General features: G+C 69.9%; 12 protein-coding genes. 4 read left to right on the forward strand and 8 right to left on the reverse strand.

Annotated features, from left to right (window positions below; all coding sequences use genetic code 11):
• The first annotated feature begins 220 nt into the window (after nt 1-220).
• Nucleotides 221-3,247 carry a glycoside hydrolase family 3 N-terminal domain-containing protein gene (locus ACFYZE_RS26395; RefSeq protein ID WP_388998873.1) on the forward strand — a complete coding sequence of 1,009 codons (3,027 nt, stop codon included), beginning with the start codon at nt 221-223 and terminating at the stop codon, nt 3,245-3,247.
• A gap of 83 nt (nt 3,248-3,330) precedes the next feature.
• Nucleotides 3,331-4,698 carry a hypothetical protein gene (locus ACFYZE_RS26400; protein ID WP_388998876.1) on the forward strand — a complete coding sequence of 456 codons (1,368 nt, stop codon included), beginning with the start codon at nt 3,331-3,333 and terminating at the stop codon, nt 4,696-4,698.
• 105 nt (nt 4,699-4,803) lie between these two features.
• Here ACFYZE_RS26400 and ACFYZE_RS26405 read toward each other — a convergent pair whose 3' ends face one another.
• On the reverse strand, nt 4,804-5,406 hold the full coding sequence (locus tag ACFYZE_RS26405) for a YceI family protein (protein WP_388998879.1): 603 nt from the start codon (nt 5,404-5,406) through the stop codon (nt 4,804-4,806).
• 422 nt (nt 5,407-5,828) lie between these two features.
• Between ACFYZE_RS26405 and ACFYZE_RS26410 the strand changes: the two genes are divergently transcribed.
• Both ACFYZE_RS26410 and ACFYZE_RS26415 read left to right on the forward strand, forming a co-directional pair.
• Entirely contained in the window at nt 5,829-7,421 is a 1,593-nt protein-coding gene (locus ACFYZE_RS26410; protein WP_388998882.1) for an acyl-CoA carboxylase subunit beta, read from the forward strand.
• A 57-nt stretch (nt 7,422-7,478) separates the two neighbouring features.
• Nucleotides 7,479-7,676, forward strand: a complete 198-nt coding sequence (locus ACFYZE_RS26415) for an acyl-CoA carboxylase subunit epsilon (protein WP_388998885.1) — start codon at nt 7,479-7,481, stop codon at nt 7,674-7,676.
• Nucleotides 7,677-7,877: 201 nt separating this feature from the next.
• Here the strand turns inward: ACFYZE_RS26415 and ACFYZE_RS26420 are convergent, their stop codons facing one another.
• The 7 genes from ACFYZE_RS26420 to ACFYZE_RS26450 all read right to left on the reverse strand — a co-directional run bounded on the left by ACFYZE_RS26420 (nt 7,878) and on the right by ACFYZE_RS26450 (nt 14,647).
• A complete protein-coding gene (locus ACFYZE_RS26420) occupies nt 7,878-8,459 on the reverse strand; it encodes an ATP/GTP-binding protein (RefSeq protein WP_200422570.1) in 582 nt (193 codons plus the stop codon).
• Nucleotides 8,440-9,024: a DUF742 domain-containing protein gene (locus ACFYZE_RS26425; RefSeq protein WP_263232246.1), complete on the reverse strand. Its 585-nt coding sequence runs from the start codon at nt 9,022-9,024 to the stop codon at nt 8,440-8,442. Before ACFYZE_RS26425 ends, ACFYZE_RS26420 begins: the two co-directional genes overlap by 20 nt.
• A 97-nt stretch (nt 9,025-9,121) precedes the next feature.
• Complete coding sequence (locus ACFYZE_RS26430) at nt 9,122-9,535, reverse strand: roadblock/LC7 domain-containing protein (protein ID WP_004983065.1); 414 nt, start codon at nt 9,533-9,535, stop codon at nt 9,122-9,124.
• A gap of 10 nt (nt 9,536-9,545) precedes the next feature.
• Nucleotides 9,546-12,800: a nitrate- and nitrite sensing domain-containing protein gene (locus ACFYZE_RS26435; protein WP_388998888.1), complete on the reverse strand. Its 3,255-nt coding sequence runs from the start codon at nt 12,798-12,800 to the stop codon at nt 9,546-9,548.
• A gap of 367 nt (nt 12,801-13,167) precedes the next feature.
• Nucleotides 13,168-13,743, reverse strand: coding sequence for an ATP/GTP-binding protein (locus ACFYZE_RS26440; protein ID WP_054219273.1), 576 nt, complete (start codon nt 13,741-13,743; stop codon nt 13,168-13,170).
• The gene (locus ACFYZE_RS26445) at nt 13,724-14,122 is read right to left on the reverse strand and encodes a DUF742 domain-containing protein (RefSeq protein ID WP_103838060.1); all 399 of its coding nucleotides are present in this window, start codon (nt 14,120-14,122) and stop codon (nt 13,724-13,726) included. Before ACFYZE_RS26445 ends, ACFYZE_RS26440 begins: the two co-directional genes overlap by 20 nt.
• Before the next feature lie 111 nt (nt 14,123-14,233).
• On the reverse strand, nt 14,234-14,647 hold the full coding sequence (locus ACFYZE_RS26450; protein WP_103838061.1) for a roadblock/LC7 domain-containing protein: 414 nt from the start codon (nt 14,645-14,647) through the stop codon (nt 14,234-14,236).
• Nucleotide 14,648: the final 1 nt, after the last annotated feature.

The raw sequence follows: 14,648 nt of genomic DNA on the forward strand, positions 1-14,648 counted from the left end.
GGGGGAGTGCGAGGCGTGAGTAAATGACGGCTTGGTATACGCGTCAAGGGGGTGCGCGTTCAGATTCTGAAGCGGCAACGGCTCAGATCCGCACGTGAGTTGCGACTGTACCGGCTCTGACGTGACGTCTTGACGGCGCCGTCGACCCCTAGTTAACTCACGGCGTGATCTAAGTCATGAGTTAACACGACGACTTGATGAGTCGAGGGAAGGTCCGTCCATGCGAAGAACCGCCCTGCTCGCCTCCGCCACCCTGCTCACCGCCCTGATCCCCCTGGCGTCGGCGCGCGCGGCCGACGACCCCGCCCCCGCCCCCGTACCCGTCGACCGCTTCGAGGGCGAGGTGCCCTTCGCCGGCCAGCCCGCCGAGGGCATCTTCACCTGGGGCGGCGACAGCGACGACCCGCCCACGCTCCGACTGGCCGACCGCGCCGACGCCCCCGAGGGCGCCAAGGTCCTCTCGGGCAGCTACGACATCAGCGGCTACGGCGGCTTCACCCACGACTTCGCCGCCGACCGGCCCGCCCATGACTGGTCCTCCCACAAGGGAATCCGCTTCTGGTGGGACGGTCAGGACAACGGCAAGAAGATCGCCTTCGAGATCAAGGACGGCGGCGCGAACGGCGAGGCGTCGGAGCTGTGGACGACCTCCTTCACCGACGACTTCACCGGCTGGAAACAGATCGAGCTCCCCTTCACCGACTTCACCTATCGCACGGACTACCAGCCGGTCGGCGGAATCGACCACGTCCTCGGCCTGACACAGATGTGGGGCTACGCCGTCACCCTCCCGGTCGGCGTCAAGGGCCACTTCGCGATGGACGACGTGGAGCTGTACGGCAAGGCCGACCAGTCGCTGCGCGCCTCCGTCACCACCGATGCCCCCGTCTATCCGGTGAAGGAGGGCGGAACGGCGACCGTCAGGGTCACCGTCGCCACCACCGGCTCCGCTCCGATCGACGAGCCCGTGACCGTGCGGTACGAGACCGGCGGCGGCAGCGCCGAGCCCGGCAAGGACTACACCCCGCTCTCCGGCACCCTCACCTTCCCCGCGGGCACCGCCTCCGGCGCCTCCGGGACCATCCAGGTCCCCACGCTGAAGGACAGGTCCGCCGAGCCCGCCGAGACCATCCCCGTCAAGCTCACGGTCACCGGAGCCAAGGCACCGGCCCAGACACCCCAGGTGGTCGTCGACGCTCACGGACTGCCGTACCTGGACAGCAGGCTGCCCGTGCGCAAACGCGTCGCGGACCTCCTCTCCCGCATGTCCCTGGAGGAGAAGGCCGGCCAGATGACCCAGGCCGAGCGCGCCGCGCTCACCGACCAGGGCGACATCGCCGCCTACGCCCTCGGCTCACTCCTCTCGGGCGGAGGCTCCACCCCCACGCCCAACACCCCCGAGGCCTGGGCGAAGATGATCGACGGCTTCCAGCTCCAGGCGCAGGCCACCCGCTTCCAGATCCCGCTGATCTACGGCGTGGACGCGGTGCACGGCCACAACAACCTCACCGGCGCCACGATCATGCCGCACAACATCGGCATCGGAGCGACCAGAGATCCCCGACTGGCCGAGAGGACCGGGGCGGTGACCGCCTCCGAGGTACGCGCCACCGGCGTCCCCTGGGACTTCGCGCCCTGCCTGTGCGTGACCCGTGACGAACGCTGGGGCCGCTCCTACGAGTCCTTCGGCGAGGACCCGGCGCTCGTGCAGTCCATGGAGACGATCATCCAGGGGCTGCAGGGAAGGCCGGACGGACGCGACCTCGGCCGCGACGACAAGGTGCTCGCCACCGCCAAGCACTTCGTCGGCGACGGCGGCACCGCGTACGGCTCGTCCACCACCGGCTCCTACACCATCGACCAGGGCGTCACCACGGTCACCCGGCAGCAGCTGGAGGCCGTCCACCTGGCGCCGTACGAGACGGCCGTCCGGCGCGGCATCGGCTCGGTCATGCCGTCGTACTCCTCGCTCGACATCGTCGGCGACGGCCGGGGCCCCGTGAAGATGCACGCCCGCGGCGACATGATCAACGGTGTGCTCAAGGGCCGCATGGGCTTCGACGGCTTCGTCATCAGCGACTGGAACGCCATCGACCAGCTCCCCGGCGACTACGCGGCCCACGTCCGCACCTCGGTGAACGCGGGCGTCGACATGATGATGGTCCCCTACACGTACAAGGACTTCCGTACGACGCTCGTCGAGGAGGTGAAGGCCGGGCGCGTCAGCGAGCGGCGCATCGACGACGCCGTCTCCCGCATCCTCACGCAGAAGTTCAGGCTGGGGCTCTTCGAGCACCCCTACGCCGACACCACCGGTGCCGCGCGGATCGGCTCGGCGGCCCACCGGGCCGTGGCGCGGCAGGCGGCCGCCGAGTCCCAGGTGCTGCTGAAGAACGCGCACGGTGTGCTGCCGCTGAAGAAGAACCAGAAGGTGTACGTCGCCGGCTCCAACGCCGACGACCTCGGCAACCAGACCGGCGGCTGGACCCTCACCTGGCAGGGCGCCTCCGGCACCCACACCCAGGGCACGACCATCCTCCAGGGCATGCGGAAGGCCGCGCCGGACGCGACCATCACCTACTCCAAGGACGCCTCGGCACCGACGAACGGCTACGACGTCGGTGTGGTCGTCGTCGGCGAGACCCCCTACGCCGAGGGTGTCGGTGACGTCGGCAACGGGCACGACCTGCGGCTCTCCGCCGCCGACCAGGCCGCCGTCGACAAGGTGTGCGGGGCCATGAAGTGCGCGGTGCTGATCGTCTCCGGGCGCCCGCAGATCATCGGCGACCGGCTCGGCGAGATCGACGCGCTCGTGGCGTCCTGGCTGCCCGGCAGCGAGGGCGACGGCGTGGCGGACGTCCTCTACGGCAGGCGGCCCTTCACCGGGCAACTCCCCGTCACCTGGCCGAGGTCGGAGAACCAGCTGCCGATCAACGTCGGCGACGCCTCGTACGATCCGCAGTTCCCGTACGGGTGGGGACTCACCACGCTGACCAAGGTCCCCGAGGGAGGCACGGCGACCCTGAAGGCGCTCGCGCTCGCGGCCGCCGGGGCCGACAGGACGGGCTCCGACCGGGCCGGGCGCGAGATCGTCGGCAGGGCCCGGCTGCTCGTGCAGCAGAAGGCGGGGTCCGCGATGACGGCGGCCATCGCGAAACCGTTCGCCGACGCCGACCACCTGCTGCTGACGGGCAGGTACGCGGCAGCCGTGGCCAAGCTGGCGGAGGCCTACCGGGCCGCGGCCTGACGGAAACCCGGTCCGGGTTGGCGGTGCGTGCCGCCCACCCGGACCGGCGCCCGGGTTTGGGAGGCTTCCGGTAGGTTCGAAGTATGAACGCCGTGATCCGTCGAGGACTCCTCGCACCGCTGGTCGCCCTGCTCATGGCCGCGCTCACGGTGCTGTCCCCGGGCGCGTCCCGCGCGCAGGCCGCCACGGACGTCTCCGCCATCGCCCAGGCGCTTCGCAGCGGTCCCGTGTACGTCGATCCGGCCGCCTCCCGGCAGTTGACCGTCGCGGACGCCGACGCGCTCGCCAAGAAGATCGAGAACGCGGGTAAGCCCGTCTTCCTCGTGGTCCTGCCCGCCGACTACCCGACGCGGGACCTCTTCGCCGACCTGCGCACGGCCACCGGCATCACCGGCCTGTACGGCGTCCGCCTCGGCGACCGCTTCGACGCCCGCGCCGACTCCTCGGTCCTCGGGCACAGCGCCGTGCGGAACCTGGTCACCAGCGTCCAGGGCGAGACCGCCAAGGCCCAGCTCAACGACTTCACCGACCGTGCCCTCGCCAACGTCGGCGGCCACGCCCCGTCGAGCTGGGGCACCTCCGGCACCAGCCACCAGGTGTCGTCCACCGCGCTGATCACGCTCGCCGTGGTCCTGGTGCTCGGCGGCACCGGCGCCTACATGCTCGTACGGCGCGGCCGGCGCCGGCGCGAGGAGGAGCAGCAGGCCGCGCTGGAGAAGCTGCGGGTCGTGGTGGACGAGGACATCACCGCCTTCGGCGAGGAACTCGACCGCCTGGACTTCCGGCCGGGGGAGCCGGGCGCCGACGACGCGATGCGCGCGGACTACGCGCGCGCCCTGGACACGTACGAGGAGGCGAAGTCGGCCATGGCGGCGGCGCGGCGCCCGGAGGACGTGAAGGCCGTGACCCAGGCCTTGGAGGACGGCCGGTTCGCGCTGGCGACGCTCGCCGCCCGCCGCGAGGGCCGCCCGCTGCCCGAGCGCCGGGCGCCCTGCTTCTTCGACCCGCGCCACGGCCCGTCCGTCGCCGACGCGGCCTGGACCCCTCCGGGCGGGGCCCCGCGCGAGGTCCCGGTCTGCGCGGCCGACCGGGCTCGTCTGGCCGACGGCCGCGACCCCGTGATCCGCGAGGTGGACACGGAGTACGGCCGCCGTCCGTACTGGGACGCCGGCCCCGCCTACGGCCCCTGGGCGGGCGGCTACTTCGGTGGCGGCCTCCTGCCCGGCCTGCTCGTCGGCACGCTGCTCGGCAGCATGATGGCCACCCCCTCGTACGCCGCCGACTACGGCACCGGCTACGGCGACTTCGGCGGGTACGAGGGCGGCGACGTCTCCGGCGCCGACTTCGACCCCGGGGACTTCGGCGGCGGCTTCGGGGACGGCGGGGGAGGGGACTTCGGCGGGGGAGGAGACTTCGGCGGAGGCGGCGGGGACTTCAGCGGGGGGTTCTGACCGCCTGCGGAGCGTCAGCGTCGGTCCGAGCAGACGTCGGGAGAAGACGCGAGCGCCCGCCCTCCTGATCCGGGAGGGCGGGCGCTCGCGGTGGTTCCGGCGGGGTCACGCCTGCTTGATCGCCGAGATGTCGAAGACCAGCTTGATCTTGTCGGAGACCAGCACGCCGCCCGTCTCGAGGGCCGCGTTCCAGGTCAGGCCCCACTCGGAGCGCACGATCTCCGCCTTGCCCTCGAAGCCGACGCGCTCGTTGCCGAACGGGTCCTTGGCCGCGCCGTTGAACTCCAGGTCGATGCTGATCGGCTTGGTCGTGCCGAGGATCGTGAGGTCGCCGGTGATCCGGTAGTCGTCGCCGCCGAGCGCCTCCGCGCGGGTGGAGCGGAACGTCATCGTCGGGTGCTCGTCGATCTTGAAGAAGTCGGAGCTCTTGAGGTGGTTGTCGCGGTCGGCGGAGCCGGTCTCGATGCTGTCCATCTTCACGTCGATGGCAGCCGTGGACTTGGACGGGTCCGAGCCGTCCAGGTGCAGGGTGCCGGTGAAGTCCTTGAAGCTGCCCTTGACGTTGGTGACCATCGCGTGCCGGGCCACGAAGCCGATGGTGCTGTGCGCCGGGTCCAGCGTGTACTCGCCGGTCAGTGCGGCGAGGTCCGGGTTCACCGCGGCGGCCGGTGCGGCCTCGGTGCTGTTCTTGCGGCTGAAGATGCTCATGACGTGCTCCTTTGGGGGACGGATCGCGGTCCCGGAGGGAGGCCGCGGCTCGAAACTGTTTAATCTTCAACGAGGTCAACGTGAGAAACGGTAGACCTATTCCGTACGAGTTTCAACATCATCTGGTGCGTGTCCCCACGGAGTCGCCGCGGCGCGTGGCCTTCGGGTAGACCGGTACCGTGGGCATGTCGCGTGCGGCCGTTCGAGGCCCCTCGTCACTCGGGTGATGGCATGTGCCGCCCGCCAAGGTGTGATCACTCTCCGCCTCCGGCTTTGTGGGAGCCTGACAACACCGAGGCCCTCTGGGCAGTCAGAACGGCTGCATCCGGGCTGTGTTCTGTTCAGGGTAACCAGGAAAACGGGCCTGAGACTGTACGGAGTCGACGGCGAGCTTTCCTTGGTGGACTTCGTAAGGTCGCTACATGACCGTTTTGGACGAGGCTGTGGATTCCGGGAGCGAGCCCGCGGATGCGCGCGGGCGGGTCGCCGAACTGCACGAGATCCGCAAGCAGGCGCTCGCGGGCCCGAGCGAGAAGGCGACCGAGGCGCAGCACGCCAAGGGCAAGCTGACCGCCCGGGAGCGCATCGAACTGCTTCTGGACCCCGGTTCCTTCCAGGAGGTCGAGCAGCTGCGCCGGCACCGGGCGACCGGGTTCGGCCTGGAGTCGAAGAAGCCGTACACCGACGGTGTGATCACCGGCTGGGGCACGGTGGAGGGCCGCACGGTCTTCGTCTACGCCCACGACTTCCGCATCTTCGGCGGCGCGCTGGGTGAGGCCCACGCCACCAAGATCCACAAGATCATGGACATGGCCATCGCGGCCGGGGCGCCGCTCGTCTCCCTCAACGACGGTGCGGGCGCCCGCATCCAGGAAGGCGTGAGCGCCCTCGCCGGCTACGGCGGCATCTTCCAGCGCAACACCAAGGCCTCCGGTGTCATCCCGCAGATCTCGGTGATGCTCGGCCCGTGCGCGGGCGGCGCGGCCTACAGCCCCGCCCTGACGGACTTCGTGTTCATGGTCCGTGAGACCTCGCAGATGTTCATCACCGGCCCGGACGTGGTCAAGGCGGTGACCGGCGAGGAGATCACGCAGAACGGTCTGGGCGGCGCGGACGTCCACGCCGAGACCAGCGGTGTGTGCCACTTCGCGTACGACGACGAGGAGACCTGCATCGCCGAGGTGCGCTACCTCCTCTCCCTGCTCCCGCAGAACAACCGGGAGAACCCGCCGACGGTGGAGTGCACCGACCCCGTCGACCGCCGCTCGGAGGTCCTGCTCGACCTGGTCCCGGCGGACGGCAACCGGCCGTACGACATGGCCAAGGTGATCGAGGAGATCGTCGACGACGGCGAGTACCTCGAGGTCCACGAGCGCTGGGCGCGGAACATCATCTGCGCGCTCGGCCGGCTGGACGGCCAGGTGGTCGGCATCATCGCCAACCAGCCGCAGACGCTCGCCGGTGTGCTCGACATCGAGGCCAGTGAAAAAGCTGCGCGTTTTGTGCAGATGTGTGACGCTTTTAACATCCCGTTGGTGACGTTCCTGGACGTTCCCGGGTTCCTTCCGGGTGTCGACCAGGAGCACGGCGGCATCATCCGGCACGGGGCGAAGCTGCTGTACGCGTACTGCAACGCGACCGTGCCGCGGATCTCGCTGATCCTGCGCAAGGCGTACGGAGGTGCGTACATCGTGATGGACAGCCAGTCCATCGGGGCGGACCTCACCTACGCCTGGCCGACCAACGAGATCGCCGTGATGGGCGCGGAGGGCGCGGCCAACGTCATCTTCCGCCGCCAGATCGCCGGGGCGGAGGACCCCGAGGCCATGCGGGCGCGGATGGTCAAGGAGTACAAGTCCGAGCTGATGCACCCGTACTACGCGGCCGAGCGGGGCCTGGTGGACGACGTCATCGACCCGGCCGAGACCCGCGAGGTCCTGATCAGGTCCCTGGCGATGCTGCACGCGAAGCACGCCGACCTGCCGTCCCGCAAGCACGGCAACCCTCCGCAGTAACCGGGCGGACCCACCGCGGCAACCCCGCGGACCCCTCTCTCACGGAGACTGACACCCATGAGCAACCCTGACATCCGCGTCGAGAAGGGCCACGCCGAGCCCGAGGAAGTGGCCGCCATCACGGCCGTTCTCCTGGCCCGCGCCGCGGCCGAGACCCCCGCCCCGACCGCGTCCCACCGGGGCCGCGCCAAGGCAGGCTGGCGCCGCCTCGAGCGTGAGCCGGGCTTCCGCGCCCCGCACAGCTGGCACGCGTAGCCGCGCTGCCCGAGCCGTTCTCGCAAGGGCCCCTCCGCCGGAGGGGCCCTTCTTGCTGGGCCGGAAAAAGAGTGTGGGCCCCTCCGCAGGAAGGGGCCCGTGGGTGCGCCCCTCAAGGGGCGCGGGGAACTGCGCGACCAGCCGGGTACGGCCCGCAGACGGCGTGCGGCAGATGGGCAGCCCGGTAGCCGCGACATCCGCCTAACGAAGGCGAGCCATCAGCGCGTGCTCCACGAGGGTGATCAGTGCACTCTTCGCGTCCGCCCGGTGCCGGGCGTCCGTGGTGATGATCGGGGTGTCCGGGCCGATCTGCAGCGCCTCGCGGACTTCGTCGGGCGTGTACGGCTGGTGCCCGTCGAAACCGTTCAGGGCGATGACGAACGGGAGACCCGAGTTCTCGAAGTAGTCGACGGCGGGGAAGCAGTCGGCGAGACGCCGGGTGTCCACCAGGACGATCGCGCCGATCGCGCCGCGGACCAGGTCGTCCCACATGAACCAGAAGCGGTCCTGGCCCGGCGTACCGAAGAGGTAGAGGATCAGGTCCTGGTCGAGGGTGATACGGCCGAAGTCCATCGCCACCGTGGTGGTGGTCTTGTCCCCGGTGTGGGTGAGGTCGTCGATGCCCGCCGAAGCAGACGTCATGACGGCCTCCGTGCGCAGCGGGTTGATCTCCGAGACGGCGCCGACGAACGTGGTCTTACCCACGCCGAAGCCGCCCGCCACCACGATCTTCGCGGAGGTGGTGGAGCGGGAAGGACCGCCGCTAGAGCTTGCGAAGTCCACTGAGCACCCTTTCGAGCAGTGTCACGTCTGGCTGGCCGCCGGCGTTCTCGTCGCCGCCGGGCTGATGGATGGCGACCAGGCCCGCCTCCGCCAAGTCGGCGACGAGGATCCTGGCCACGCCGAGAGGGATCGTGAGGAGGGCCGAGATCTCGGCCACCGACTTGATTTCCCGGCACAGGTTGCAGATCCGCTGATGCTCGGGCAACTGGCCCTGCATCTGGTGCGGTTGCGCGGTGGTGTGCACCAGCGCCTCGATGGCGAGCTGGTAGCGCGGCCTGGTGCGGCCACCCGTCATGGCGTACGGGCGCACCAGAGGGTTGTTCGAGGACCCGGCGGGCGCCGGCTCGGGGGAGCGGCGCTGCGGCTGCACGGGCTGGATACGCGGTGCCGGCGGCTGGTCGTACGGCGACGGACCCGGACCTTGGGGGCCCTGCGGCGCGTACGGCTGCCGCCACTGGCCCGGCGCGGAGGGGAAGTCGTACCGGTTCTGGTCACCCTGGCCCGGGCCCTGACCGGGGCCGTAGGACCAGTTGCCGGTAGGCGAACCGCCTGGGGGTGTTGCCACGTTCTCTCCTCCTCCGACTGCGCCGGGCACCCATGCCTGTGGAAGCCGCGTCCCGAAACCTTACGGCCCCGGGACGCTCAAACGCACCGTCCGTCTTCTAGTTGAGAAGGCTGCCCTGGAGCTCCGCACGAAGGTCCGGAGTCAGGACCGTACCGGCACGATCGACCAGAAGCGCCATCTCGTACCCGATGAGGCCGATGTCCGCCTCCGGGTGTGCGAGAACCGCGAGCGACGAACCGTCGGAGATGGACATGATGAAGAGGAATCCCCGCTCCATCTCCACAACCGTCTGGTTCACACTGCCGCCCTCGAAGATGCGGGAGGCGCCCGCGGTCAGCGAGGTCAGACCGGAGGCGACGGCCGCCAGCTGGTCGGCGCGATCGCGCGGAAAGCCTTCGGACATCGCCAGAAGGAGTCCGTCGGCGGAGACCACCACCGTGTGGGACACCCCGGGGGTGTTGTCCACGAAGTTGGTGATCAACCAGTTCAGGTTCTGTGCCGCCTGGCTCATCGGGCTCACACTAACGCTCCTGGTTGTAGGTGCTGTCAGGACCGAAGCCCTGGCCGTTCGTTTCACTGCCTGCTCGGCGTCCCCGCTGGACGCCTCGGCGCAGGTTGCTCAGCCTGCCCCTGACGTCCTCGGGGGCACGGGAGACCTGGGGGCCTCCCTGCGGGGTCGCCTCCGCGGCGCCCTCGATCAGGTTCGCCTTGGGTACCCGTCGAGGCAGACCGGAAGCGGTGACCCCGCCCGCCTTGGGTTTCCGGAGCTGCGCCGCCTGCTGCCACCGCTCGTCGTTCGCGGAGCGCCAGTCGCCGCCCGTCTCCTCGGCCGCCGGCGGATCCTGCTTCACGGGCTGGGGCCGGCCGGCGGTGCCGTTCGCGGTGGAGCCGCGGCGGGGCAGTCCGGCATCGGTCAGCTCGTGGCCGGCGGAGGGAGCCGGTCCCGGACGGTCGAAGCCTACGCGGTCCCGCTCACTTACGTCACCGGCCTGCGCGGATTCCGGTTCGGGAGCGTACTCGGAGCGGTAGCCGCTCTGGAAGTCGTCCCGCTGCGGCCAGTCGTCCTGGTACGACGGCTCCTGGAAGGCGGAGAACGTCTCCGCCGGAGCGGACCGGTCCGCCGTACGGCCCTCCGGCACCTGTTCCGCATACGCGGGCTCCGGGTAGCCGCCACCGGACGGGAAGCCGTCGTTCTGCGGCAGGCCGCCGTTCTGGGAGAAGTACGGGTCCTGGTACGCCGTCTGCTGGGGCTCCGCGTACGCCGTCTGCTGGTCGTACGCGGCCCGCTGCTCCTCGTACGCGTGCTGCCCGTTGTCGTACGGGGACTGACCGTTGTCGTACGGGGACTGACCGTTGTCGTACGCGGGCTGCCGCGTCTCGTAGCCGTCCCGGTACGAGGGAGCGGTCCGATCGCTCTCCTGCGGCTCCTGCTCCCGGTTCGTGCCCTGGACCTGAGCCTCCAGGGCCGCACGGCGCTCCTCGCGCATCAGCGAGCGGCCGACGGGGTCCAACTCCCGTATGTCGTTCGGGACCTCGGCGTAGCGGCTGTCGTCGAAGCCCAGCTCCGCCGCCGTCCGCAGCGGCTGCCCGTCGAAGTTCTCGCCCTGGAAGGGCTGCTGCTCGGGGATGATCTGGGAGACGGTGAACTCGTCGCGTTCCAGCGGCTGTTCGCCGCCACCGCCGTGGGTGATGGCGTCGGGAAGCATGACCAGCGAGGTGGTGCCGGCCTGCTCGCCCGAGGGGCGCAGCTGGACCCGGATGCCGTGCCGGTCGGACAGCCGGCCGACCACGAACAGGCCCATGCGCTGCGAGATCGCGGCGTCCACCGTCGGCGGGTTGGCCAGCTTGTGGTTGATGTCCGCGAAGTCCTCGGCGGTCAGGCCGATGCCCTTGTCGTGGATCTCGACCATGATGCGGCCGTCGGGGAGACGGGTCGCGGTGACGCGGACCTTGGTCTGCGGCGAGGAGAACGTCGTGGCGTTCTCCAGCAGCTCGGCGAGCAGGTGCACGAGGTCGGTCACGGCGCGGCCGTGGATCTCGGCCTCCGGGACGCCGGACAGCTCGATGCGCTCGTACTGCTCCACCTCGGAGGAGGCGGCGCGCAGCACATCGATCAGCGGGACCGGCTGGTCCCAGCGGCGGCCGGGCTCCTCGCCGGCGAGGACGAGGAGGTTCTCGCCGTTGCGACGCATACGGGTCGCGAGGTGGTCCAGCCTGAACAGGTTCTCCAGCTGGTCCGGGTCGGCCTCGTTGTTCTCCAGCTCGGTGATCAGGGTCAGCTGGCCCTCGATCAGCGACTGGTTGCGGCGCGAGAGGTTGGTGAAGATCGCGTTGATGTTGCCCCGCAGCAGGGCCTGCTCGGCGGCGAGCCGGACGGCCTCGCGGTGGACCTGGTCGAAGGCGCGGGCGACCTCGCCGATCTCGTCCGTGGAGGAGATCGGGATGGGGGCGACCCGGGTGTCGACACGGCCGGGGTCGGTGCGCGAGAGCTGGTCGACCAGCATCGGCAGGCGCTGCTCGGCGACCCCGAAGGCCGCGTTGCGCAGCTGGCGCATCGAGCGGCTCATCTGGCGGGCCATGAGGCCGGCGATGATGAACGCGGCGAGCAGGGCGACGACCACGATGGCGCCGGTGACGAACGCGGACTGCTTGGCGTCGTCGGCGATGGCCGAGGCGTCCGCCACGGCCTTGTCGGCCATGTCCGACTCGATCTGGCGGTACGCGTTGAACTTGAGGGTGTTGACCGCCCACCAGTTCTGCGGCGTGATGCCCTGCTGGGCGAGCGCGGCACGGGCGGTGGTGTCGGTGGACTGCAGAGAGGCGAGGGCCGCGACCATCTTGGTCGGGTCGGACGGCGGGGGCACGTAGCTCGGGTCCTTGGCCTTGGCCTGCTGGGCCATCGCCGCGCCGTCGGACTGGATCTTCTTCTGGAGGACCGTGAGCTTGTCGGCGTCCGCCTGGGTACCGCCGCCGATGTACTCCTCGACGGCGATGCCCTCGAGATAGGCGTACGAGGACAGCGCGACGCGCTGCTTGGCGAGGCTGGTGTCCGAGGTACCGGGCTTGATCAGCATGTGCATACCGATCGAGCGCTCCAGGGACAGAGCGGCCTTCGTCAGCGAGATGGCATAGACGGTCCGGCCGTAGCTGGTGATGTTGCCGGTGCCCAGGCCGAGCTCGTTGGCGAACTCCATCAGCGGGTGCTGGACCTGGACGTAACCCTCTTCGGTCTGCACCCCGCTCAGGGCGGAGGTGTAGGCGCCCTGGCGCAGAGCCGGCAGCTTGGTCTCGGCCTTGCGGAAGATGGAGAGGCGGCGCTCCAGACCCGACTTGTGGGGCATGTTCTGGGCTGCCTGGTCGAAGGCCCTTGCCGCCTGGTCGGTGGCACCGCGTGCCTGGACGACCGTCGAGTCGTTCTGGCCCTTGCCCTGCAGGAGGGGTGCGGCGCTGACGTCGCGCTCGGTGATGAGCGCGTTGGCGTAGGTCAGGGAGGCCTGGACGAGGCGGGCCGTGTTCTCCGCGTCCCGCGCCTGCCGCCAGGTGTCGATCGAGCTCTTCACCTGGAAGCCGCCCATCACCAGGCCGACCAGCACGGGTATGAGCAGGATCGCGTTCAGCCTGGTCGGCACGCGCCAGTTGCGCGGGGAGAAGCGGCTGCCGCTGGGCGGGAGAGCCGTCGGCTCCTGGCCGGGCACTTGTGCGGGTGCCGCTCCGCGCGGCGGCGGGGTGAAGTTGCCCCGTGCCGACGGCTCGGGACCGTTCTTGCTTCGCCTCACTCGACCAACAACCTCTCGGCGACGGCACCTACGTCGTGCCGCGGTGTCTCCAGAGCCCTGTCCGAGACTGGTACGTCTTTGACCCATGGGCAGTTCAGGCATTCCAGCACGTCAGCCTGCGCGATTCCAAACACTCGGAATCGAGGATTCCGGGGGCGGGATGCCGCAGATAAAACGGTCATAAAGAGCGAGCCCCGCCAAAAGGCGGGGCTTTTGTGAGCGCAGCGGTACCGACCGACCGCGCGGTGTGTCGGTACCGGTGAATTTCTCTGTCGAAACGTTATGAACACCGGGGCCGACCGTGTCAAACGCCACAGCCGGCGCCCGTTGATCTACGACAACTGCCGTATGGTCCCGCCGACTTGATCTACCGCAGGCGGGCCATGAGCGCATGTTCCACCAGCGTGATCAGCGCACTCTTCGCGTCCGCCCGGTGCCGGGCGTCCGTGGTGATGATCGGGGTGTCCGGGCCGATCTGCAGTGCTTCCCGCACTTCGTCGGGCGTGTACGGCTGGTGCCCGTCGAAGCCGTTGAGTGCGATCACGAACGGGAGACCCGAGTTCTCGAAGTAGTCGACGGCGGGGAAGCAGTCGGCCAGGCGCCGGGTGTCCACGAGCACCACCGCGCCGATCGCGCCGCGGACCAGGTCGTCCCACATGAACCAGAAGCGGTCCTGGCCCGGCGTACCGAAGAGGTAGAGGATCAGGTCCTGGTCGAGGGTGATACGGCCGAAGTCCATCGCCACCGTGGTGGTGGTCTTGTCCCCGGTGTGGGTGAGGTCGTCGATGCCCGCGGACGCGGAGGTCATGACGGCCTCCGTGCGCAGCGGGTTGATCTCCGAGACGGCGCCCACGAAAGTGGTCTTGCCGACGCCGAAGCCGCCCGCCACCACGATCTTCGCGGAGGTGGTCGCCCGCCCTCCGTCAGAGCTTGCGAAGTCCACTGAGCACCCTTTCGAGCAGTGTCACGTCCGGCGCGCCGCCGTTGTTCTCGTCGCCACCCGGCTGGTGGATCGCGACGAGTCCGGCCTCGGCGAGGTCCGCGACGAGAATCCGGGCCACACCGAGCGGCATGGCCAGCAGGGCCGACACCTCGGCCACCGACTTCACCTCACGGCACAGGTGGCAGATCCGCTGGTGCTCCGGCAGCAGTCCCATCAGCTGGGCCGGGTCGGCCGTGGTGCTGATCAGTGCCTCGATGGCGAGCTGATAGCGCGGCCGGGTCCGGCCGCCCGTCATCGCATACGGACGGACCAGCGGCTGGTCGCCCTCGTCCCCGTACGGCTCGGCGTACGGATCGTGAGAGGCGGTGGGCGGGGTCATGAATCCTCCGGGCGGGACAGCAAGTCGGTCGGGCTGGCCGTCTGACGGGGCCGGTGGGGGGACTGTGGCGGCCTGACGGTGATTTCGTGAGGTGGGTGGTACCGGGGCCGGTCAGTGGAGCAGACTGCCCTGGAGCTCGGCGCGCAGGTCGGGGGTGAGTACCGCGCCCGCGCGGTCGACCAGGAGCGCCATCTCGTAGCCGACCAGGCCGATGTCGCACTCGGGGTGAGCGAGCACGGCGAGGGACGAGCCGTCCGAGATGGACATCAGAAACAAAAAGCCGCGTTCCATCTCGACGACGGTCTGTGCCACGGTGCCGCCCTCGAAGATCCGGGAGGCCCCTGCCGTCAGCGACGTGAGCCCGGAGGCCACGGCCGCGAGCTGGTCGGCGCGGTCACGCGGGAAACCCTCCGACAGCGCCAGCAGGAGACCGTCGGCGGACACGACGACGGTGTGGGACACCCCGGGGGTGTTGTCCACGAAGTTGGTGATCAACCAGTTGAGGTTCTGTGCCGCCTGGCTCATC

Origin of the sequence: Streptomyces sp. NPDC001796, from assembly GCF_042892355.1 — a bacterium.
GTDB lineage: Bacteria > Actinomycetota > Actinomycetes > Streptomycetales > Streptomycetaceae > Streptomyces.

Coding starts and splice junctions, on each gene's coding strand:
- ACFYZE_RS26430 (WP_004983065.1), bottom strand. CDS start 9,535: ATGAGCCAGGCGGCACAGAACCTGAACTGGTTGATCACCAACTTCGTG.
- ACFYZE_RS26410 (WP_388998882.1), top strand. CDS start 5,829: ATGACCGTTTTGGACGAGGCTGTGGATTCCGGGAGCGAGCCCGCGGAT.
- ACFYZE_RS26415 (WP_388998885.1), top strand. CDS start 7,479: ATGAGCAACCCTGACATCCGCGTCGAGAAGGGCCACGCCGAGCCCGAG.
- ACFYZE_RS26400 (WP_388998876.1), top strand. CDS start 3,331: ATGAACGCCGTGATCCGTCGAGGACTCCTCGCACCGCTGGTCGCCCTG.
- ACFYZE_RS26445 (WP_103838060.1), bottom strand. CDS start 14,122: ATGACCCCGCCCACCGCCTCTCACGATCCGTACGCCGAGCCGTACGGG.
- ACFYZE_RS26395 (WP_388998873.1), top strand. CDS start 221: ATGCGAAGAACCGCCCTGCTCGCCTCCGCCACCCTGCTCACCGCCCTG.
- ACFYZE_RS26405 (WP_388998879.1), bottom strand. CDS start 5,406: ATGAGCATCTTCAGCCGCAAGAACAGCACCGAGGCCGCACCGGCCGCC.
- ACFYZE_RS26450 (WP_103838061.1), bottom strand. CDS start 14,647: ATGAGCCAGGCGGCACAGAACCTCAACTGGTTGATCACCAACTTCGTG.